Genomic DNA, 19,917 nt, shown 5'->3' with positions numbered 1-19,917 from the left:
ATCATTGTCCAGCCCGATTCCGAACCGTCTTGATACCACAGTCACCGGGGTGGGGCTAGGTGTCTCGTATCAGTTATCGCGACCGGGTCTCAGTGTTTCGGGTGAGCAGGTTTTACGTCCCGGGCCGCCGCCCTTCACCCTCCGCTGCCGCCGGGACGCCGTTAAAGTGGTAGCATGCCCGCAGGATTAAGGAGGACGCATGCTGTCGGATCGGTTGCACGCCTGGGTGGTGAATCTGTCTACCTGGTTGGCGTTCGGGTTGCTGTTGATGTTGTTCGCGCTGACGGTGACCGCCGTGGTGCTGTGGATCCAGGACCGCTATCTGCAGAAGTCCCACGCCATCCGCCGCAACTACCCCCTGATCGGCCGGTTCCGCTACTTCTTCGAGCACCTGGGCGAGTTCTTCCGCCAGTACTTTTTCGCCATGGATCGGGAAGAGCTGCCGTTCAACCGGGCCCAGCGCAGCTGGGTGTACCGCGCCGCCAAGGACCTGAGCAATACGGTGGCGTTCGGTACCACCAAGCAGAACGCGCCGGGCCGGGTGATCTTTCTCAATACGCCGTATCCGACCCTGGAAAAGGACGCCGCCCAGACCCTGCCGCTGATGATCGGGCCCCACGCCCGGCAACCCTACGTGGCGCGCAGCTTCCACAATATTTCCGGGATGAGCTTCGGCGCGCTGTCGCGGCCGGCGGTGCGCGCTCTGTCCCGGGGCGCCGGCCACGCCGGCTGCTGGCTGAACACCGGCGAAGGCGGTCTCACCGAAATGCATCTGGAGGGCGGCGGCGACGTGGTGTTCCAGATCGGCACCGCCTATTACGGCGTGCGCGACGCCGACGGCAACCTCAGCGACGACCGGCTGGCGGAACTGGCGGCCTTGCCCCAGGTGAAGATGTTCGAGATCAAGCTCAGCCAGGGCGCCAAGCCCGGCAAGGGCGGCATTCTGCCCGCCGAGAAGGTGACGCCGGAGATCGCCCGCATTCGCGGCATTCCGGTGGGCCAGCCGTCGGTGAGCCCCAACGGCCAGCCCGGCGTGCGCGGCGCCGACGACCTGCTGGACCTGATTGCCCGGGTTCGCGAGGTCACCGGCAAGCCCACCGGCATCAAGACCGTGATCGGTTCCTGGCAGTGGCTGGAGGACCTGTTCGTGGCGATCCACGAGCGCGGCCTGGACAGCGCGCCGGACTTTATCACCGTGGACAGCGGCGAAGGCGGCACCGGCGCCGCGCCCATGTCGCTGATGGACGACGTGGGCCTGAATCTGGCCGAGTCGCTGCCGCTGGTGGTGGACCTGCGCGACGGCTTCGGCCTGCAGGAACGCATCCGGGTGATCGCCTCCGGCAAGCTGATCACCCCGTCCATGGTGGCCTGGGCCATCGCCATGGGCGCCGATTTCTGCGTGTCCGCCCGGGGCTACATGTTCGCGCTGGGCTGCATCCAGGCCATGCAGTGCAACCGCAACACCTGTCCCACCGGCGTCACCACCCACAACCCGCGTCTGCAGCGCGGGCTGGTGCCCGCCGAAAAGGGCCGGCGGGTGGCGCATTTTCACGCCAACCTGGTCAAGGAAGTGGAAACCATCGCCCACGCCTGCGGGGTGGGGGAGCCGCGCCAGTTGCGCCGCCATCATGCCCGCATGGTCAACGCCAACGGCGATTCCCTGCCGCTGGAAGAGCTGTGGCCGCCCATTGAGCCGGGGCTGTACCTGCGCCAGGGCCGGCCCAGCCTGCACGCGCCGCTGGCCCGTTTCCGGGTGGGCGCCTGATCGACGCGGCCGTTGTCGCGGGCCGGGATGGAAACGTATCCTGGCGACACCGGCCCCAGGAAGGGGCCGACCTTTTCCATGGAGCAGGAGAGACATGATGCAAGTAAAGGAAGTGATGACCCCCGTGGTCGAAACCGTTCAAGGCGGCTGCACGGTCAGCGAAGCGGCCACCCGCATGGCGTCCCGTGACGTGGGTGCCTTGCCGGTGCTCAGCGGTGACGACCGTCTGATGGGCATGCTCACCGACCGCGATATCGTGTTGCGGGTGCTGGTGCCCGGCCATTCCGCGGCGGACGTGCGGGTGCGGGACGCCATGACCCGTACGGTGCGGTATTGCTTTGACGATGAGGAATGCGGCCATGTGGCCCGCAGCATGGCCCGCCTGGGCGTGCTGCGCATGCCGGTGCTCGACCACCAACGGCACCTGGTGGGCATCGTGTCCGCCGGGGACTTGCAGGCGAGGGCCGGCGCCACCGCCGCCAACGACGTGGACGGCGCCGGCAACCGGGTCGACGAGGCGGTGGAGGAAACCTTCCCGGCCAGCGACCCGATCACCCCGGCCCGCGACCCCTGAACCCGACCGAAATAAAGGAGAAGACAAGCCGTGTCCGAGGAACAGTTCGATCTGGTGGTAATCGGTGCCGGTTCCGGCGGTGTGCGGGCGGCGCGCACCGCCGCCGGCCACGGCGCCCGGGTGGCGATCATCGAAGAGCGCTTTTTCGGCGGCACCTGCGTCAATGTGGGCTGCGTGCCGAAGAAGCTGTTCGCCTACGGCGCCGGCTTCGCCGGAGACCTGGAACTGGCCGCGGACTACGGCTATCGGCTGGGCGATTGGCGCTTTGACTGGGCCACCCTGCGCGACAACAAGAGCCGCGAGATCGAACGGCTCAACGGCATCTACCGCCGCATTCTGGATCAGGCCGGCGTCACCATCTTCGAGGGCCACGGCCGCGTGGAAGGGCCGGGCCGGGTCAGCGTGGACGGCGAACGGACGCTGACCGCCGAGCACATCCTGATCGCCACCGGCGGCAAGCCCTTCGTGCCGGACATTCCCGGCAAGGAGCATGTGCGCATTTCCGACGATCTGTTCTATCTGGAGGCGCTGCCGAAGACCGTGGCGGTGGTGGGCGGCGGCTACATCGCCAGCGAGTTCGCCTCCATCCTCAATGGTTTCGGCGTCACCGTGCACCAGCTTTATCGCCGCGAGCTGTTCCTGCGCGGCTTTGACCATGACATTCGCGCCTTCGTCGCCGAGCACATGGCGGCCAAGGGCGTGCACCTGCACTTCAACACCGACGTGGACGCCGTGGAGGCGCGCCCGGACGGCTCACGCAGCCTGAGCCTGAAGGGCGGTGGCGAGCTGATCGTCGACGAGGTCTTCTACGCCACCGGCCGCGACGCCAACCTGGAAGGCCTGTTCGCCGACGGCCAGACCCCGGCGCTGAACGACAACGGGGCGTTGCGGGTGGATGACTACTTCCAGACGACCATGAAAAGCGTCCACGCGTTGGGCGACGTGATCGACCGGGTGCCGTTGACCCCGGTGGCCCTGGCCGAGGGCATGTGGCTGGCGGCGCACCTGTTCGCCGAGCAGAAACCGGCGGGCCCGCTGGACTACCGGAATATTCCCACCGCCGTGTTTGGCACGCCCAATATCGGCACCGTGGGGCTCACCGAGGAGGAGGCGCTGGAGCGCTTCGGCACCCTGCGCGTTTACCGATCCAGCTTCCGGCCCATGCGCTACTCCCTGGGTGACATCCAGGAGAGAACGCTGATCAAGCTGATCGTCGACGATGCCAGCGACCGGGTGGTGGGCCTGCACCTGGCCGGCGAGGAAGCGGCGGAGATCACCCAGGGGTTCGCGGTGGCGATCCGCATGGGCGCCACCAAGGCGGACTTCGACGCCACCATCGGCATCCACCCCACCTCCGCCGAGGAGGTGGTGACCCTGCGCCAGGCGGAAATCGTGCCGGCGGACACCCAGTCCGGCGAATAACGGCTACAGCGGCGTCAACGTTACCGGCAGGCCATCCTTCGGCACCGGCAGACTGGTGGTGTCCACCGGCATTTCGTAGCCGGCGGGCACCGACCAGCGCCAGCGCCGCAGAATTTGATGCAGGATCGCCTTCACCTGCATGTCCGCGAAATGCAGGCCGATGCACTTGTGCGCGCCGCCTCCGAACGGCACCCAGGCGAACGGGTGCACCTTGTCTTCCCGGCGCTGGTCGCTGAAGCGCTCCGGGTCGAAACGCTCCGGGTCCGGCCAGTACTCTTCCATGGAATGGGTGAAGTAGGGCACCACGGTAAGGAAGGTGCCGCTGGGAATGTAGTAGCCCTGGTACTCCACGTCGCGCACCGTGCGGCGGGGCAGCGAGGGCACCGGCGCGCACAGGCGCAGCGCTTCCTTCATCGCCAGGGTGATGCCGCCCAGCGCTTCCAGATCCTCGAAATCCAGCCGTTCCTTATCCAGAGCCCGGCTCTCCTCTCGCAAACGCTCCTGCCACTCCGGGTGGCGCGCCAGCTGATAGAACAGGTTGGAGAGGGTGATGGTGGTGGTGTCGTGGGCGGCCATCATCAGGAAGATCATGTGGTTGACCACGTCCTCGTCGGAGAAACGCTCGCCGTCCTCGGTGGTGGCCAGGCAGAGTGCGCTGAACAGATCATTGCCCGGGCGGGCCCGCCTGGCCGGGATCGCCTCCCGGAACAGGGTCTCCAGCACGCGCCGGCCGCGCAGCCCGCGCGACCAGCGCAGGCCGGGCACCGGGAAACGCAGCAGGGCGGTGCCGGCGCGCACGGTGTCCACGAAGGCCCGGTTGATGCGCTCGGCGCGGGGCCCCAGCTCGCTGCCCATGAACACGTCCGTGGCCAGATCCAGGGTCAGTTGCTTGACCCGGGGCAGGACCCTGACCGGCCCGTCCGGCCAGGTGGCCAGGCCGTCCTCGATGCGTGGCCCCATGCGCTCCAGATAGCCTTGCAGGGCCGGCTTGGTGAACGCCTGCTGCATGATGCGCCGGTGCCAGCGGTGCTCCTCGAAATCCAGCAGCATGATGCCGCGATGGAAGAAGGGGCCGATAAAGAAGTCCCAGCCGCCGTGGTTGGAGAACAGATTGTCGCGGTTGAGCAGCACGAACTGGTTGGCGTCCGGTCCCAGCATCTGCACCATGCGCAGCCCGAACAGGGAGGTCCAGGACACCGGCCCGTAGCGATCGTAGCGTCCACGCATCATACCGATGGGGTCGCGCATGCTGCTCAGTGTATTGCCGATCAGCGGCCAGCCGGGATCGCCGGGGACCGGTTTCAGCGGGCTGCCCGAAGGCACCCGGGCGAGGGGGACGGCGCTCATGGGGTCGCTCCTTGAAAAAGGTAAACATCGTGTATAGCGGCATGGTGAACCGGGTCGCTGGAGGCGGCAAGAGGGGGTAGATGACTTTCGATTGTGCATTTACCCGGCGATTTCACGGCCAGGCACCGCGCGGTGGCCACGGAACGAACAATCCGCGCCGAGGGCCCGTGGCGCGCCGCGAGGAGACGATCTTCAACGTATTGTTCACGCACTTATCCACAGTTTCTGTGGACTAACCCTGGACCGGGTGCCTTGCGCCATCGCCGTGATCGGCGGCGCCCCGGCCTGGGAGCGGCGCGGGGCGGTGTGTATGATTTTGCGCAGACGGCCGGTCCGATCCGCGCGGGCCAACTTGAGACACGGAGGAGAGTGCATGCGCAGAGTGGTGTTCAATCGTAAGGGTGGCGTGGGCAAATCCAGCATCACCGTGAACCTGGCGGCGATCAGCGCCGCCGGCGGTCGCAAGACCCTGGTGGTGGACCTGGACCCGCAGTGCAACGCCAGCCAGTACCTGCTCGGCATGCAGGCCTACGGCCACGACAGCGCCCCGACCCCGAACATCGGCACTTTCTTCTCCCAGACCCTGTCCTTCAAGCTCAAGGAGAAGGCGCCCCGGGACTACGTGCACACCACCCGTTTCGAGAACCTCTATTTGCTGCCCTCCGACGCCGGCCTGGGCGAAATGGAGCATCTGCTGGAATCCAAGCACAAGATCTACAAGCTGCGTGGCCTGCTCAAGAGCCTGGGCCGGGAGTTCGACGCCATCTACGTGGACACGCCGCCGGCGTTCAACTTCTATACCCTGTCGGCGCTGATCGCCGCCGACCGGGTGCTGATCCCGTTCGACTGCGACGCCTTCTCGCGCAAGGCTCTGTACACCCTGCTGGAAAACATCCAGGAAGTGCGCGAGGACCACAACGAGGATCTGACACTGGAAGGCATCGTGGTCAACCAGTTCCAGCCCCGGGCGCGGCTGCCCCAGGAGCTGGTGGCCTCGCTGGAAGAAGAAGGGTTGCCGATGCTCTCCAGCCGGCTCTCCGCCAGCGTCGCCATGCGCGAGTCCCACGAGCAGGCCACGCCGCTGGTGAACTGGAATCCGCGCCACAAGCTCACCGAGGAATACCTGGCTCTGTACCGGGAACTGGCCGCCCGCTGAAGGCGCTCGCCGGATTGGTAAAAGCCCGCCGCTTGTACTATCTTGCGCGGGCTTTTTCATGTGGGCCGGAGTGGCCAAGAGGGACCCTATGCGAACACTGCTACGGAGCGCGGCGCTCGCCGTGTTGTTGCTGCCCCTGCTCGGCCAGGCCGTGGAACGGGCCGGCCTGAGGGACCTGGAGCGCGAGCTCTGGCAAATCCGCACCAACTTCCACATGTACGGCCTGATGGACGGCGACCGGGCCTATCGGGCCGCTCTGGACGACAAGGTGGCGGCGGTGAACGACATCCTGGCCGCCTGGGACGGGGAGAGCGACGGGGAGGGCGAGGCACCACCCTGGCTGGCCGACCTGCGCGGCCTGTGGGAAGGTTTTGATGCCGATCCGGAGCGTGAGCCGGCGCGCTTCGACCGGGTGCCCATCGCCATGGCCGAGCGGCTGGCGGAGGTGGACGACGCCACGGAAAGCGACTTCGACGACGTGCACGCGCTGCTGGCCCAGCTGCAGGCGGTCACCGCCGCCTACACCGCCATCGTGGCGGTCAACGCCGGGCTGCCCGGCGAGGCGGAGTCCGAGGACGCCTTCCGCGCCGAGCTGGCCGCCTTCGACCAGCGGCTCGATCAGGTGCAGGCACGCCACAAAGGCGAGGCGGCCCTTGCCACGGCGCTCAAGGAAACCCGGGTGAAGTGGCAGTTCGTGCGCGGCTCGCTGGTCAAGTTTGGCGCCGACGCGGTGCCGTTCCTGGTCTACCGCTACAGCAACCGGATCGGCGCCGAGCTGGAAGAGACGATCGCCTCGACCAACTAATCAGAGCGGTCCGCCAGCCAGTCGGCGATCACCCGCCAGCATTGCGCCGGCGCCTTGCTGCCGGCGAACACCCCGGCATGGCCGCCCGGCGCCACTTCGAAGCGCTTCTCCCGGCTGCCCACCACCTTCAGGATCTCGCGGGCGGCGCGCACGCTGACGATACGGTCGCTGGCGCCACCGAACGCCAGCAGGTCCTGGGTCACATGGCCGAAGTCCACCCGCCGCTCGCCGATGGTGACGCGACCGCTGGCCAGGCTGTTGCCCAGGATCATCTTCTCGATCACCTCGCGCACCACCGCGCCGGGGTAGTCCACCATGTCGTTGAACCACTGTCCCATGGTCATGTATTCGGTGACATAGTCCCGGTCGCCGATGTTGCGCACCAGGTCCATGTAGGACTGCACCAGCCCCGGCGGATTGGTGAGCTTGAAGCCCCAGGACAGCAGGTCGGCGGGAATGTGGAACAGCTTGCTGTCCAGCGGTTCCAGGCGGAACTGGAACCAGTCGTGAATTTTCATGGCGGGGATCGCCGCCAGGCTGAACACCTTGCCGAACGGCCCGCTCTTGTGGAAATTCACCGGGCTGGCGATGGTCGCCAGGCTGTTCACCGGTGCCTGGGGATGGCCGCCCAGATACAGCAGGCAGAGCAGACCGCCCATGCAGTAGCCGAGCAGGTTGACCCGCTCGCTGCCGCTGGCCCGGCGCACCGCGTCCACCGCGTCGGGCAGCCAGCGGTTCACGTAGGTGTCCAGGTTCAGCTCCCGGTTGGCCTGGGACGGCTGGCCCCAGTCGATCAAATAGACATCGTGGCCGCGCGCCATCAGGTAACGGACCATGGAGCGGTTCGGCATCAGGTCGAAGGTCCAGCAGCGGATGCCCAGGGCCGGCACCAGGATCAGCGGCACCCGATGCTTGTCGCGGCGCACCGGCACCTGTTCCTCGCCCACCGGGATGCTGGCCATGGGCGGCAGGCTGTAGTGACGCACGGCCATGATGCCGTCGCGGTGGATTTCTTCCCAGGGCGTCTTGTCGGTCTGGATAAAACGCTGCGGGTGCCGGCGCCGCTCCACCATGTGGCCGAGCGCGCGGGCGGATTGTCTCAGGGACGGTCTCAGGGACGGGCGTGAAGCCATGCATCCTCGCCAATTGAACGGGTACGGAATTGAAGGTGTACAGACAAGGCGGTAATCTTGCCGTGCCCGCAATAACGGAGCATTGGCCGCCGTGACGGATTCCAAGATCCCCTACACCCGAATGGACGTTTGCAACCGCTCCCTGGAGACGGTAAAGCATTCCCGCAACCTGGGCATGGAAGTGCTCAGTGCCGAGGAAGAGGGCGTGCGCGTGCGCCTGCCCTGGCGCGAGGACCTGGTCGGCAACCCGGACACCGGGGTGCTGCACGGCGGCGCCATCTTCGCGATGATGGACCAGGCCGGCGGCATGGCCAACAGCTGCCGCCTGTACCCCAATTTCGAGATCACGCCGACCATCGACTTCCGCGTGGACCATCTGCACGCGCCCACCCCGGGCAAGGCGGTGGTGTGCCACGCCACCTGCTACCGGCTCACCGAGCACGTCACCTTCGTGCGGCTCACGACCTGGGAAGAGGGCAAGGAAGAGGGTGAGCCGGTGGCCACCGCCCTGGCCACCTACACACGCATGAAAATCGACAAGAACGGCCGGGTGGTGTCCTGATGACGGAAAGCCTGAAAGCGCTGATCGAAGCCTGCCGCCAGGGCAAGGCGGACTACCAGGACCTGATGGACCGGGTGCCCTATGCCCGCTTCCTGGGCATCGAGCTGCGGGTGCAGGGGGAAGAGCTCACTTTTGTCCTGCCCAAGAACCCGGAAAACATCGGCAACCCGACGCTGCCGGCCCTGCACGGCGGCGCCGTGGCCGGCTTCATGGAACAGGCGGCGATCATCTTCATCCTGCTGGAGATGGGCGAGCCCAAGGTGCCCAAGACCATCGATTTCACCATCGACTACCTGCGCGCCGGCCTGTTCCGGGACACCTTCGCCGAATGCCGCATTACCCGCCTGGGCCGGCGCATCGCCAACGTGCACATCAGTGCCTGGCAGAAGCGCCGGGAAGAGCCCATCACCATCGCCCGGGCCCACTTTCTGCTCTCCGAAGAGAACAACTGACCAGCGGCCTGGCGGCCGCGATCCAGGATGCAGGATACAGGGTGAAGGCAAGGCGCCTTGCCCGCTCTCTGTATCCTGCATCCTGTATCCTGAATCGTACCCAGCCACACCAGGAGTTCCCCGTGCCCCGTCTGCCCATCGTCCCCACGCTCGCCCCGGGCCTCACCCAGGCCCTGCTGCTGGGCGCGGTGGGCGTTACCGCCCTCGGCCAGACCCTGGTGTTTATTCTGCTGCCCTCCCTGGGCCGCGCCGCCGGGCTGGCGGAGGTGCAGGTGGGGCTGATCATCAGTTGCTCGTCCCTGGCCTTCGCCCTGGCCAGCCCGATCTGGGGCTACCTGAGCGAGCTGCGCGGCCGTCGCCCGGTGCTGATCATCGGTCTCAGCGGCTATGCCTTGGGCACCCTGGTGTTCGGCATCATTTTCCATCTGGGCCTGAATCAGATCCTGCTGGGCGGCGGCCTGCTGACCCTGCTGGTGGTGGCGCGCATGGCGCAGGCCCTGATCATGGCCGCCACGCCGCCGTCGGCGGCCGCCTACACCGCCGACATCACCACCCCGGAGGCGCGCACCCGGGGCATGGCCCGCATCGGCGCCGCCAACAACCTGGGCACGGTGCTGGGCCCGGGCGTGGGCGGCATGCTGGCCGCCGTGTCCCTGGTGCTGCCGCTCTATCTGGTGGCGGCTCTGGTGGGGCTGATGGCGATCACCGTGCTGCTGTTTCTGCCGCCCTCGCCGTACCGGGGCCAGCCCGCGGACCAGCGGGTGAGGGCGGTGCTGGCCACCGGCCTGCGCGCCTACGGCGACCGCCGCTTCCGCGATCTGCTGGTCACCGGCGTGGTGCTGTTCATGTGCCTGGCGCTGATCCAGCAGACCCTGGGCTTTCTGTTCCAGGACGCCCTGCACATGAGCCCGGCGGAAGCCGCCGGCGCCCTGGGCACCACCATGATGGCGGCGGCGGTGACCTCGCTGCTGGGGCAATTGCTGGTGGTACAGTGGCTGCGGGCGCCGGCCCTGGTGCTGCTGGCGGTGGCGGTGCCCGCCATCGGCGTGGGCGCCGGCCTGCTGTGGGTGTTCGATAATCGCATCGGCATGACCGCGGCGGTGATGCTGGTGGGTCTGGGCATCGGCTTCGGCATGCCGGCGATCATGGCCCTGGCCAGCCTGCGGGTCTCCAGCGAGGAGCAGGGGCGGGTGGCCGGCCTGGCCAGTGCCTGTCCGTCTCTGGGGTTCGTGCTGGGGCCGCTGGTGGGGACCAGTCTGTACGCCGTGGACCACCGGTTTCCTTACATGCTGGTGGTGGCGTTGATGATTCCGCTGGCGATGTTGGTTTGGCGGTTGCGGGGGAAGAAGAGGGAGGTGGAGGGATGATCGGAACCGCCCCGGGGTGGGGCGGCTCCCGCGCCGTTTAACCCTCGTACGGAATCAGCGTCAGTTCCACGCGACGGTTCTGCTGGCGGCCGTTGGCGGTGCCGTTGTCGGCGATCGGCTGGGTCTCGCCGAAGCCCACCGTGTCGATGCGCACGGGCTGCACGCCATACCCCTGCAGTACCTGGGCCACGGCCTGGGCACGCTGCTGGGAGAGCAGCAGGTTGTAGCGGTCGCCACCGGTGCTGTCGGTGTGGCCGGCCACCTGGATCATGGTGGACTTGTACTCTTTCAGCACCTCGGACACGGAATCCAGCACCGGGCGGAAGTTGCCCTGCACCTCGGTGGAGTCGGTGGCGAAGGTGATGTTGCCGGGCATGTTCAGGATGATGCGGTCGCCGTTCCGGGTCACGGACACGCCGGTGCCTTCCAGCTTCTGGCGCAGCTTGGCTTCCTGCACGTCCATGTAATAGCCCACGCCACCGCCGGCGATGGCGCCGATACCGGCCCCGGCCAGGGCCCGTTCCTTGCGCTCCTTGGCGCTGTCGGAGGTGGCGATGCCGATCAACGCACCGCTGACCGCGCCGATGGCGGCGCCGGTGCCGGCCTTCGAGGTCTGCTTCTCACCGGTGTACGGATTGATGGTGCTGCAGCCGGCCAGTGTCACTGCCCCCGCCAGCATCAGACTTCCCGCAAGACGTTTCATTGTTGCTCCTTATATCCATTCGGATGCGTTCGCCTCACCTTAGCCCAGCGAACGGGGGAAACCATAGTCAGCCGGTAAAAATCGGTAAAGTCGCGTACCAGTGAATAGCGACCGCCGTCACGATGTCGTGACGGCGCGCCCGGGCCGCGGATTGTCCGAAATGGTCCACTCCTGTCCGTCAGGGCCAGTGAAAGGGAAGGCGCCGCCGGCTACCATGCTCTGATTCATGTATTAACCCTCACGGGGAGAACGGACCATGCGACGCTGGAACGGCTGGGGAGACAGCGCCAACGATTATCCGCTGAAACCGGCCGGGGTGGCCTTTTTGCAGCAGGCCCTGGGGCCGGGGCGGCCGCTGCCGGACGCCAGTCTGGAGTCGGTGCTGGCGCGGGTGCCGGCCAGCCGCCTGGCGCCCCATCCACTGATCGACACCGACGCGGAGACCCGCCTGCGCCACGCCCGTGGTCAGAGCCTGGGCGACTGGCTGGCGATGCGCTCCGGGGATTTCCGGGTGTTCCCGGACGGGGTGGCGTTTCCGGAGAACAGTGAGCAGGTGCGCGTGCTGCTGGACTGGTGCCAGGCCGAGGGGGTGCGGTTGATCCCCTACGGCGGCGGCACCTCGGTGGCCGGGCACATCAACCCGCCCGCCGGCGAGCAGCCGGTGCTGACCCTGAGCCTGGCGAAAATGAACCGCCTGATGGCCCTGGACGAGGACAGCCGGCTGGCCACCTTCGGCGCCGGCACGCCGGGCCCGGAGGTGGAGCGTCAGCTGGCGGAGCGCGGCTACCGGCTCGGCCACTATCCGCAGTCCTGGGAGCTCTCCACCCTGGGCGGCTGGGTGGCGAGCCGGTCCAGCGGCCAGCAATCCCTGGCCTACGGCCGCATCGAGCAGTTGTTCGCCGGTGGCCGGGTGGAAACGCCCCGGGGCACCCTGGAGCTGCCCACCATTCCGGCGTCGTCCGCCGGGCCGGACCTGCGCGAGCTGGTGATGGGCTCGGAGGGGCGCCTGGGAGTGATCACCGAGGTCAAGGTGCGGGTCAGCGCCGCGCCCCGGGACGAACAGTTCCATGTGGCCTTCATGCCGGACTGGCCCAGCGCCGTGGCGCTGGCCCGGCGGCTGGTGCAGGAGCGCGTGCCGCTGTCCATGGTGCGTGTCTCCAACCCGGAGGAAACCCGCACCCAGCTGACCCTGGCCGGCCACGAGCGGCTGGTGGCGGCGCTGCACCGCTACCTGGCCTGGCGCGGCCAGCCCCTGGACGGCAAATGCATGGTCACCTTCGGGGTCACCGGCGACCGGCGCCATTGTCGCCACGCCCTCACCGAGGCGCGCCGCTATCTGCGCGCCGCCGGCGGCGTCACCACCGGGCGCGCCCTGGGCCGCAAATGGCAGGAGGCGCGCTTCCGCTCACCCTACCTGCGGCACGGCCTGTGGGAGCAGGGCTACGCGGTGGACACCCTGGAGACCTGCGTGGACTGGGCGCGGGTACCGCAAACCGTGGCCGCCATCGAACAGGCCCTGCGCGACCAGGCCGGAGAGGGTGAGCGGGCCCACGTTTTCACGCATCTGTCGCATTTGTATGCGCAGGGTTCCAGTATCTATACCACGTACGTGTTCCGCTGCTCGGACGATTACGAAACCACCCGGCAGCGCTGGTGGGCCATGAAAAGCGCGGCCAGCGACGCCATCGTGGAACACGGCGGCACCATCAGCCACCAGCACGGGGTGGGGCGCGACCATGCCCCCTGGCTGGAGCACGAGAAAGGCGCGCAGGGCCTGGCGGCGTTGCGCGGCCTGTTCACACATTTCGACCCGCAAGGGCGGCTCAATCCGGGTTGCCTGCTGGAGGACTGACACATGCTGGGACAGCGCCCGACACTGGCCTCGCTGGCCGAACGGGAATGGGATCTGATCGTGGTGGGCGGCGGCATCACCGGCGCCGGCGTGCTGCTGGAGGCGGCCCGGCAGGGTCACAAGGTATTGCTGCTGGAGCAGCAGGACTTCGCCTGGGGCACCTCCAGCCGCTCCTCCAAGATGGTCCACGGCGGCCTGCGCTACATCGCCCAGGGCGACGTGCGCCTGACCCGCGACGCCCTGCGCGAGCGCGAGCGCCTGCTGCGCGACCTGCCCGGTTTGGTGGAGCGCGCCACCTATCTGTTCCCGCTGCGCAAGGGCAAATTCCCGGGCCGCTGGCCGATGACCGCGGTGCTGTCCCTGTACGATTTCCTGGCCGGCATCCGCGATCACCGCTTCGTGTCCCGTCGGGAGTTGCTGGCCCGGGTGCCGGGCCTGGACGCCACCGGCCTGAGCGGCGCCATGAGCTACACCGACGCGCTCACCGACGACTGCCGGCTGGTGATCCGCTGCCTGCTGGAGGCCGCCCGGCTGGGTGGCGAGAGCCTCAACTATGCCCGCGCCACCGGCAGCCGCCGGGACGGCGACCGCACCCGGCTCACCGTGGAGGACCGGGTCAGCGGCGAGCAGGCGGAACTGAGCGCCCCGGTGGTGATCAACGCTACCGGCGCCTGGGCGGATCGCCTGGGCGGCGCCGGCCCGGACGCGGCGCCGCGCATCCGGCCGCTGCGCGGCAGCCACCTGTTCGTGGACCCGGCCCGGCTGCCGGTGGACGACTGTCTGACGGTGATGCACCCCCGGGATGGCCGCCCGGTGTTCGTGTTCCCCTGGGAGGGCGTCACCTGCGTGGGCACCACCGATCTGGACCACGGCGACGATCTGGACCTGGAGGCCAGCGCCAGCGCCGCCGAGGTGGACTACCTGCTGGAATTGATCAACAGCCAGTTCCCGGCCGCCGGCCTGAGCCGCGACGATGTGCTCTCCACCATGGCCGGGGTGCGCCCGGTGATCGCCTCCGGCAAACCCGCCGCCGCCGGCAAGGCGCCCTCCAAGGAGCGCCGCGACCACGCCGTCTGGCAGGCCGACGGCCTGGTCACCGTGAGTGGCGGCAAGCTCACCACCTTCCGGCTGATCGCCCTGGACGCCCTGGCCGCCGCCGGCCTGCTGGACGCCCGCGCCGCCCGCCGCGCCCGGCGCAGCAACGCGCCCCTGTTCCGGCCGTTGCCGGAGGCGCCGCCGCAGGTGGACCAGTTCCTGCACGGTGTGCAGGACGACGACGCCCTGATCCGCTGGGTGCTGGAGAACGAGGCGGTGGTGCACCTGGACGACCTGTTGCTGCGCCGCACTCGCCTGGGCCTGCTGCGCCGCGATGGCGGCGCCGCCCTGGCGCCGCGCCTGCGCGCGCTCACCGGCGAGATCCTGGGCTGGGACGAGGCCCGCTGGGATCAGGAATGGCGGCGCTACCAGGCCCTCCGTGAGCGCTTCTACGGCGTGCCCCCGGCGGAGCGGGCGGCGGCATGAGCGCCGCCGCGCCGGCCGGCCCGCTGCTGCTGGCCCTGGACCAGGGCACGCAGAGCGCCCGGGCCATGCTCTTCGACACCCGCGGCGAGCTGGTGGCCCGCTTTCAACAGCCGATCCAGCCCTACCGCGACGGCGGCCCCGGCCACGCGGAACAGGACGCGGACTATTTCTGGGAACAGCTGGCCCAGGCCTGCCAGGGCCTGTGGCGCGACCACGGCGCCCTGCGCGAACGGGTGGCGGCGGTGGCGCTGACCACCCAGCGGGCCTCGGTGGTGTGCCTGGATGAAAACATGCGCCCCCTGCGGCCGGCGGTGATCTGGTTGGACCAGCGCCGCACCGCCGACTACCCGAGGCTGCCGGTGTACTGGCGCTGGCCGGTGGCGGCGCTGGGGCAGGGTGAGACCCTGCGCCAGTTCCAGTCCAAGGCGGAATGCAACTGGCTGGCGGTGGAAGAGCCGGATCGGTGGGCCCGCACCCGCTGGTTCCTGCTGCTGTCCGGCTATCTGACCTGGCGCCTTTGCGGGGAGCGCCGGGACTGCACCGCCAGCCAGGTGGGCTATCTGCCGTTCGACTACAAAAAGCAGGCCTGGGCCGCCCCGGGGGACATGAAATGGCTGGCCCTGCGGGTGCGCCGCGAGCAACTGCCGGAACTGATGCCGCCGGGGCAACCGCTGGGCCACATCACCGAGGCGGCAGCGACCGCCACCGGCATTCCCGCCGGCCTGCCCCTGATCGCCTGCGGCGCCGACAAGGCCTGCGAGGTATTGGGCGCCGGCGCCTTCGCGCCGGACACCGGCCATATCAGCTACGGCACCACCGCCACCTTCAACACCTGCAACGCCCGGTACGTGGAACCGATTCCGTTCGTGCCCGCCTACGGCGCCGCCGCGCCGGGCCGCTATAACTCCGAGATCATCGTGCAGCGGGGCTACTGGATGGTGAACTGGTTTAAGCGCGAGTTCGCCGCCGAGGAAGTGCGCGAAGCGGAGCGGCTGGGCGTGCCGGCGGAGCAGCTGTTCGAGAAACTGCTGGAGGCGTCGCCGCCCGGGGCCCTGGGGCTGACCCTGCAGCCGTTCTGGAATCCGGGGGTCCGCATCCCGGGGCCGGAAGCGAAAGGGGCGATTATCGGCTTCGGCGACGTGCACACCCGGGCCCATCTCTACCGGGCCATTATCGAGGGTATCGCCTACGCCCTGCGCGAGGGCCGGGAACGGCTGGAGAAGCGCAACCGCACGCCGATCCGGCGGCTGCTGGTGTCCGGCGGCGGCTCCCAGAGCGACGCGGTGATGCAGATCACCGCCGATCTGTTCGGCGTGCCGGCGGTGCGCCCGCACACCTTCGAGACCTCCGGCCTGGGCGCGGCCATCAACGCCGCCGTGGGCGCCGGCCTGTACCCGGATCACGGCGCGGCGGTGGCGGCCATGACCCGACCGGGGACCGCCTTCCAGCCGCGCCCGGCACCGGCGGCGCTTTATGATCGTCTGTACCGCAGGGTGTACCGGCGTCTCTATCCGCGGCTGGCGCCGTTGTACCGCGCGATCCGCCAGATCACCGGCTACCCGGGTCGCGCCTGAGCCGGCCGCGGCTGACCAGGTCGCGCCTGAGCGGGCCGCACCGGTGTCGCACGGTGGTACACTGGGCCTTCGCGATTACCGGGAGGCCGCCATGCGCGTCACCGATCTGGCCCGGCGGGCCGACACCACCGCCGAAACCGTCCGTCATTACACCGAGCTGGGGCTGCTGCGCCCGGACCGGGATCCGGCCAACGGCTATCGCCGCTACGGCGGCGACGACCTGCGCCGGCTGCGCTTCGCGCTCAAGGCGCGGGGGCTGGGTTTCACCCTGGGGGATGTGCGGGCGCTGATCGAGGAATCGGAAAGCGGCGCCACGCCGTGTCCGAAGGTACGGGCGCTGATCGAAACGCGCCTTCAGGAAGTGGAGGCGCGCATCCAGGAACTGCGCGGCCTCAGCGACCGCATGCACGCCGCCGTGGCCGCCTGGGAAAACGCCCCGGACTGCCGCCTGGAAGACGGCCGGGTGTGCGGCCTGATCGACTCGTTCAACGCCGATCGCGGCTGAAGCCGGCCCCGCCGCGTCTTATTTCTCCGCTTTCTCCGTCTGCTCTTCCTTGATCAGACCGATCACCGCCCAGCCGGGCTTGGGCTCCGGCTGGGACTCGGCGGTGAACACGTGGGCCCGGTCGCGGGGATCGATGGCGAACAACGGCATCACCTGCCGGTCCTCCACCTTCAGATAGGCGTCGAAGCTGAATTCGTCGGTGATCCGCGTGCGGCGGATCTCGGCGCCCTGGCTGATCAGGCTGGCCAGCCGCGCGTAGCTGGCCTCGCTGCTGAACAGGGTGGCGCCCCGGTGCTGGGCGGCCACCTCGTGCTTGTCTTCCTTCTCGCTCACCCACGGCAGGCTGTAGACGTTGGCTTCGCCGAATTCCAGCCGGTAGCGCATGGTGGCCATGGTGTTCAGCTCGCGGCGCGGGCTCAGGCCCAGCAGTTTGCCGTAGCCGACCAGATCCAGGTGCTGGTCCGCGTGGCTGGACACCGGGTTACCGTAGAAGGTGCCCAGGCCTTTCATGCGCGCGGCGCGGATGCTCTCCCAGCTGGAGTCGATCAGGATCACCGGGAAATTGTTCTCGTGCAGGGCTTCGCCCACCGCCCGTGCCACCGGGTTGGCGCCGATGATCAGGAAACCGCGCGGGCCGGGCTCCGCCACCTTGAGCAGCCGCGCCAGGGGCCGGGCGGTGACGCTCTGCAGGGCCACCGTGCCGATGATCACCATGAAGGTCAGTGGTACCAGCAGCTCGGCGCCTTCCACGCCGTTCTCCTGCAGGCGCTGGGCGAACAGGGCGGACACCGCCGCCGCCACGATGCCGCGCGGCGCGATCCAGGCCAGCAGCGCTTTTTCCCGCCAGTTGAGGCTGCTGCCCAGGGTCGACACCCACACCGACAGGGGCCGCGCCACCAGCTGGATAATGGCCAGCACCAGCAGGGCGGTGGCGCCCAGGCTCAGCAGCTGGTCCATCTCCAGGCGCGCGGCCAGCACGATGAACAGCACCGAGATCAGCATCACCGACAGGTTTTCCTTGAAATGCAGGATGTCGTCGGTGCGCACGCCCTTGCGGTTGGCCAGCACGATGCCGGCCACCGTCACCGCCACCAGGCCGGACTCCTCGCTGAGCCCGTTGGCGAGCACGAAGGAGCCGATCACCATGGACAGCACCAGGAAGCTGCGCAGGTATTCCGGCACCAGCTGCCGGGCCAGCAGGAAGCTGAGAATAAAGGCCACCACCACACCGATCACGGTGCCCACGGCGATCGCCTGGAAGAACAGCCACAGGCCGTGCAGCAGGGCACCCTGCTGGCCGGTGGCGACCACCAGCTCATAGGCCAGTACCGCCAGGATCGCGCCCAGCGGGTCGATGACGATCCCTTCCCAGCGCAGCAGCCGGGCCACGCTGGCCTTGGGGCGCACGCTGCGCAACAGGGGCACGATCACGGTGGGGCCGGTGACCACCACCAGGGCACCGAACAGCAGCGCCAGGCCCAGCGGCAGATCCAGCAGCCCCCAGGCGGACAGGGTCACCACGCCCCAGGTGACCAGGGCACCCCAGGTGACCAGACGGCGCACGGTCTTTTCCAGACCGCGGATTTCATCGAAGCGCAGGGTCAGCGCGCCCTCGAACAGAATGATCGACACCGCCAGGGACACGCCCGGCAGCAAAAGGTCCCCGAACAGGTCGCGGGGTTGGATCAGGCCGGTCACCGAGCCGAGCAGCAGACCGGAAATCAACAGCGGCAGAATCGCCGGCAGCTTGATCCGCCATGAGGCCCACTGGCAAAGAAAGGCCACCACGGTGATCACGGCAAGCTGAAAAGGGACGGAAAGTTCCATGGGCTTCCTTGTCTCGAGGGTGCGGCTATGGTCCCAGCGAATCCGATAGGCCGCAAGGATTATACGCCGGTCGTCCCGCCATTCTTATAGCGCGCCGCGCGCCGCCAAATGTTACCCTTGCGCGCTTCCCGTTCGTGTTTCCCGGAATCCTTTTCATGCCCACGATTTCTCCGCTGCGCCTGGCGATTCTGCTGGGCGGGCTGGTGGCCCTGGGGCCGCTGGCCATCGACACCTATTTGCCGGCATTGCCGACCATGGCCGAGGATTTCGGCGTGGCCGTGCACCGGGTGGAGCTGTCGGTGAGCTTCTATGTGATCGGGGTGGCCGCCGGCCAGTGGCTGGGCGGGCCCCTGTCCGACCATTTCGGCCGCAAGCCGGTGGCCTATGTGGGGCTGGCGGTGTTTCTGCTCGCCAGTCTGGCGATCAGCGTGTGCACCAGCGTCGGCCAGCTTTATCTGCTGCGGGTGGTGCAGGCCCTGGGCGGCGGCGCCACGGTGGTGATCGCGGCGGCCTCGGTGCGGGACCATTTCAACGGCCGCGAGGCGGCCCGGGTGCTGACCTCGGTGGGGCTGGTGCTGCTGATCGCGCCGCTGCTGGCGCCGGCCATCGGCGCGGCGCTGCTGAAGCTGGCCGGCTGGCCGAGCATCTTCGTGATGCTGGCCGCCTACGCGGTGGTGGTGGGGCTGATTCTGCGCTTCGGGCTGCCCTCGGTGGCACCCCAGGTGGCGGAGGAGCCCCTGCGTCATCGCATGTTCGCCGCCTACGGACGGGTGCTGCGCCAGCGCAAGGCGATGGGCTTCATCCTCGCCAACGGCCTGGTGTTCTCGGCCATGTTCACCTTTATCACCGACGCCGCCTTTCTCTATATCGAGTATTTCGACGTGGGGGAGAGCGCCTTTCCGCTCTATTTCGGCGCCAATGTGGTGCTGATGCTGACTCTTAACCGGGTCAACGTGCTGCTGCTGCGCCGCTTCGAAAGCGTCACCATTCTGGGCGTGGCGGTGCTGATCCAGTGCCTGTCCGCGGCGGCGCTGCTGACGCTGACGCTGGCCGGCAAGCTGGCGCTGTGGAATACGGTGCCGCTGATCATGCTGGTGGCCGGCATGGCGGCCCTGGCGATTCCCAACGCTCTGGCCAGTTTTCTCGCCTATTTCGACCGCGACAGCGGTGCCGCCACCGGCCTCAACGGCTGCCTGCAGTTTCTGCTCGCCGGCCTGATCGGCACCGGTCTGGGCATGATCCACGACGGCACGCCGCTGCCGATGACCGCCCTGATGGCGGCCAGCGCCCTGGCGGCGCTGCTGTCGTTCCGCCTGATCGCCGGCGAGCGCATCGGCAACCGGTTGTGATCG

The 19,917-nt window shown here is 68.4% G+C and carries 17 protein-coding genes; 13 read left to right on the top strand and 4 right to left on the bottom strand.

The window, feature by feature from the left end; all coding sequences use genetic code 11:
• Nucleotides 1-199: 199 nt before the first annotated feature.
• The 3 genes from IM760_RS12745 to gorA all read left to right on the top strand — a co-directional run bounded on the left by IM760_RS12745 (nt 200) and on the right by gorA (nt 3,761).
• Nucleotides 200-1,765 (top strand): FMN-binding glutamate synthase family protein, encoded by a 1,566-nt coding sequence (locus tag IM760_RS12745; RefSeq protein WP_204429863.1) that lies wholly within the window; start codon nt 200-202, stop codon nt 1,763-1,765.
• 94 nt (nt 1,766-1,859) lie between these two features.
• A complete protein-coding gene (locus IM760_RS12740) occupies nt 1,860-2,339 on the top strand; it encodes a CBS domain-containing protein (RefSeq protein ID WP_204429862.1) in 480 nt (159 codons plus the stop codon).
• 30 nt (nt 2,340-2,369) lie between these two features.
• Nucleotides 2,370-3,761 (top strand): glutathione-disulfide reductase, encoded by a 1,392-nt coding sequence (gorA, locus tag IM760_RS12735; protein WP_204429853.1) that lies wholly within the window; start codon nt 2,370-2,372, stop codon nt 3,759-3,761.
• Between the two features lie 3 nt (nt 3,762-3,764).
• Here gorA and IM760_RS12730 read toward each other — a convergent pair whose 3' ends face one another.
• Nucleotides 3,765-5,108 (bottom strand): cytochrome P450, encoded by a 1,344-nt coding sequence (locus tag IM760_RS12730; protein WP_204429851.1) that lies wholly within the window; start codon nt 5,106-5,108, stop codon nt 3,765-3,767.
• A gap of 373 nt (nt 5,109-5,481) precedes the next feature.
• On the opposite strand from IM760_RS12730, the gene IM760_RS12725 reads away from it, so the two are divergent.
• Together IM760_RS12725 and IM760_RS12720 are read left to right on the top strand one after the other, a co-directional pair.
• Complete coding sequence (locus IM760_RS12725) at nt 5,482-6,264, top strand: ParA family protein (RefSeq protein WP_204429844.1); 783 nt, start codon at nt 5,482-5,484, stop codon at nt 6,262-6,264.
• Nucleotides 6,265-6,352: 88 nt separating this feature from the next.
• On the top strand, nt 6,353-7,069 hold the full coding sequence (locus tag IM760_RS12720) for a hypothetical protein (RefSeq protein ID WP_204429842.1): 717 nt from the start codon (nt 6,353-6,355) through the stop codon (nt 7,067-7,069).
• Here IM760_RS12720 and IM760_RS12715 read toward each other — a convergent pair.
• A complete protein-coding gene (locus IM760_RS12715) occupies nt 7,066-8,202 on the bottom strand; it encodes an alpha/beta fold hydrolase (protein ID WP_204429840.1) in 1,137 nt (378 codons plus the stop codon). The genes IM760_RS12720 and IM760_RS12715 overlap by 4 nt on opposite strands.
• A gap of 91 nt (nt 8,203-8,293) precedes the next feature.
• Between IM760_RS12715 and IM760_RS12710 the strand changes: the two genes are divergently transcribed.
• From IM760_RS12710 to IM760_RS12700, 3 genes are all read left to right on the top strand, one after another.
• Nucleotides 8,294-8,764, top strand: a complete 471-nt coding sequence (locus IM760_RS12710; protein ID WP_228234384.1) for a PaaI family thioesterase — start codon at nt 8,294-8,296, stop codon at nt 8,762-8,764.
• Nucleotides 8,764-9,216 (top strand): PaaI family thioesterase, encoded by a 453-nt coding sequence (locus IM760_RS12705; protein WP_204429838.1) that lies wholly within the window; start codon nt 8,764-8,766, stop codon nt 9,214-9,216. The genes IM760_RS12710 and IM760_RS12705 overlap by 1 nt, the downstream gene beginning before the upstream one ends.
• A gap of 122 nt (nt 9,217-9,338) precedes the next feature.
• Nucleotides 9,339-10,583, top strand: coding sequence for an MFS transporter (locus IM760_RS12700; protein ID WP_204429915.1), 1,245 nt, complete (start codon nt 9,339-9,341; stop codon nt 10,581-10,583).
• Nucleotides 10,584-10,620: 37 nt separating this feature from the next.
• Here the strand turns inward: IM760_RS12700 and IM760_RS12695 are convergent, their stop codons facing one another.
• Nucleotides 10,621-11,286 (bottom strand): YiaD family glycine zipper/OmpA-like lipoprotein, encoded by a 666-nt coding sequence (locus tag IM760_RS12695; protein ID WP_204429836.1) that lies wholly within the window; start codon nt 11,284-11,286, stop codon nt 10,621-10,623.
• 256 nt (nt 11,287-11,542) lie between these two features.
• Between IM760_RS12695 and IM760_RS12690 the strand changes: the two genes are divergently transcribed.
• From IM760_RS12690 to IM760_RS12675, 4 genes are all read left to right on the top strand, one after another.
• Nucleotides 11,543-13,138 (top strand): FAD-binding oxidoreductase, encoded by a 1,596-nt coding sequence (locus IM760_RS12690; protein ID WP_204429834.1) that lies wholly within the window; start codon nt 11,543-11,545, stop codon nt 13,136-13,138.
• A gap of 3 nt (nt 13,139-13,141) precedes the next feature.
• Nucleotides 13,142-14,659: a glycerol-3-phosphate dehydrogenase/oxidase gene (locus IM760_RS12685; RefSeq protein WP_204429832.1), complete on the top strand. Its 1,518-nt coding sequence runs from the start codon at nt 13,142-13,144 to the stop codon at nt 14,657-14,659.
• Complete coding sequence (locus IM760_RS12680) at nt 14,656-16,233, top strand: FGGY-family carbohydrate kinase (RefSeq protein WP_204429831.1); 1,578 nt, start codon at nt 14,656-14,658, stop codon at nt 16,231-16,233. The genes IM760_RS12685 and IM760_RS12680 overlap by 4 nt, the downstream gene beginning before the upstream one ends.
• A gap of 91 nt (nt 16,234-16,324) precedes the next feature.
• Entirely contained in the window at nt 16,325-16,738 is a 414-nt protein-coding gene (locus IM760_RS12675) for a MerR family DNA-binding protein (protein WP_204429830.1), read from the top strand.
• Between the two features lie 18 nt (nt 16,739-16,756).
• Here the strand turns inward: IM760_RS12675 and IM760_RS12670 are convergent, their stop codons facing one another.
• Complete coding sequence (locus IM760_RS12670) at nt 16,757-18,565, bottom strand: cation:proton antiporter (protein ID WP_204429829.1); 1,809 nt, start codon at nt 18,563-18,565, stop codon at nt 16,757-16,759.
• A gap of 155 nt (nt 18,566-18,720) precedes the next feature.
• On the opposite strand from IM760_RS12670, the gene IM760_RS12665 reads away from it, so the two are divergent.
• A complete protein-coding gene (locus IM760_RS12665; protein ID WP_204429828.1) occupies nt 18,721-19,914 on the top strand; it encodes a multidrug effflux MFS transporter in 1,194 nt (397 codons plus the stop codon).
• Nucleotides 19,915-19,917: the final 3 nt, after the last annotated feature.

It is taken from the genome of Alloalcanivorax marinus (genome assembly GCF_016906305.1).
GTDB lineage: Bacteria > Pseudomonadota > Gammaproteobacteria > Pseudomonadales > Alcanivoracaceae > Alloalcanivorax > Alloalcanivorax marinus.
The sequence above is the reverse complement of the archived record's forward strand: the minus strand, read 5'-3'. Positions and strand labels throughout refer to the sequence as shown.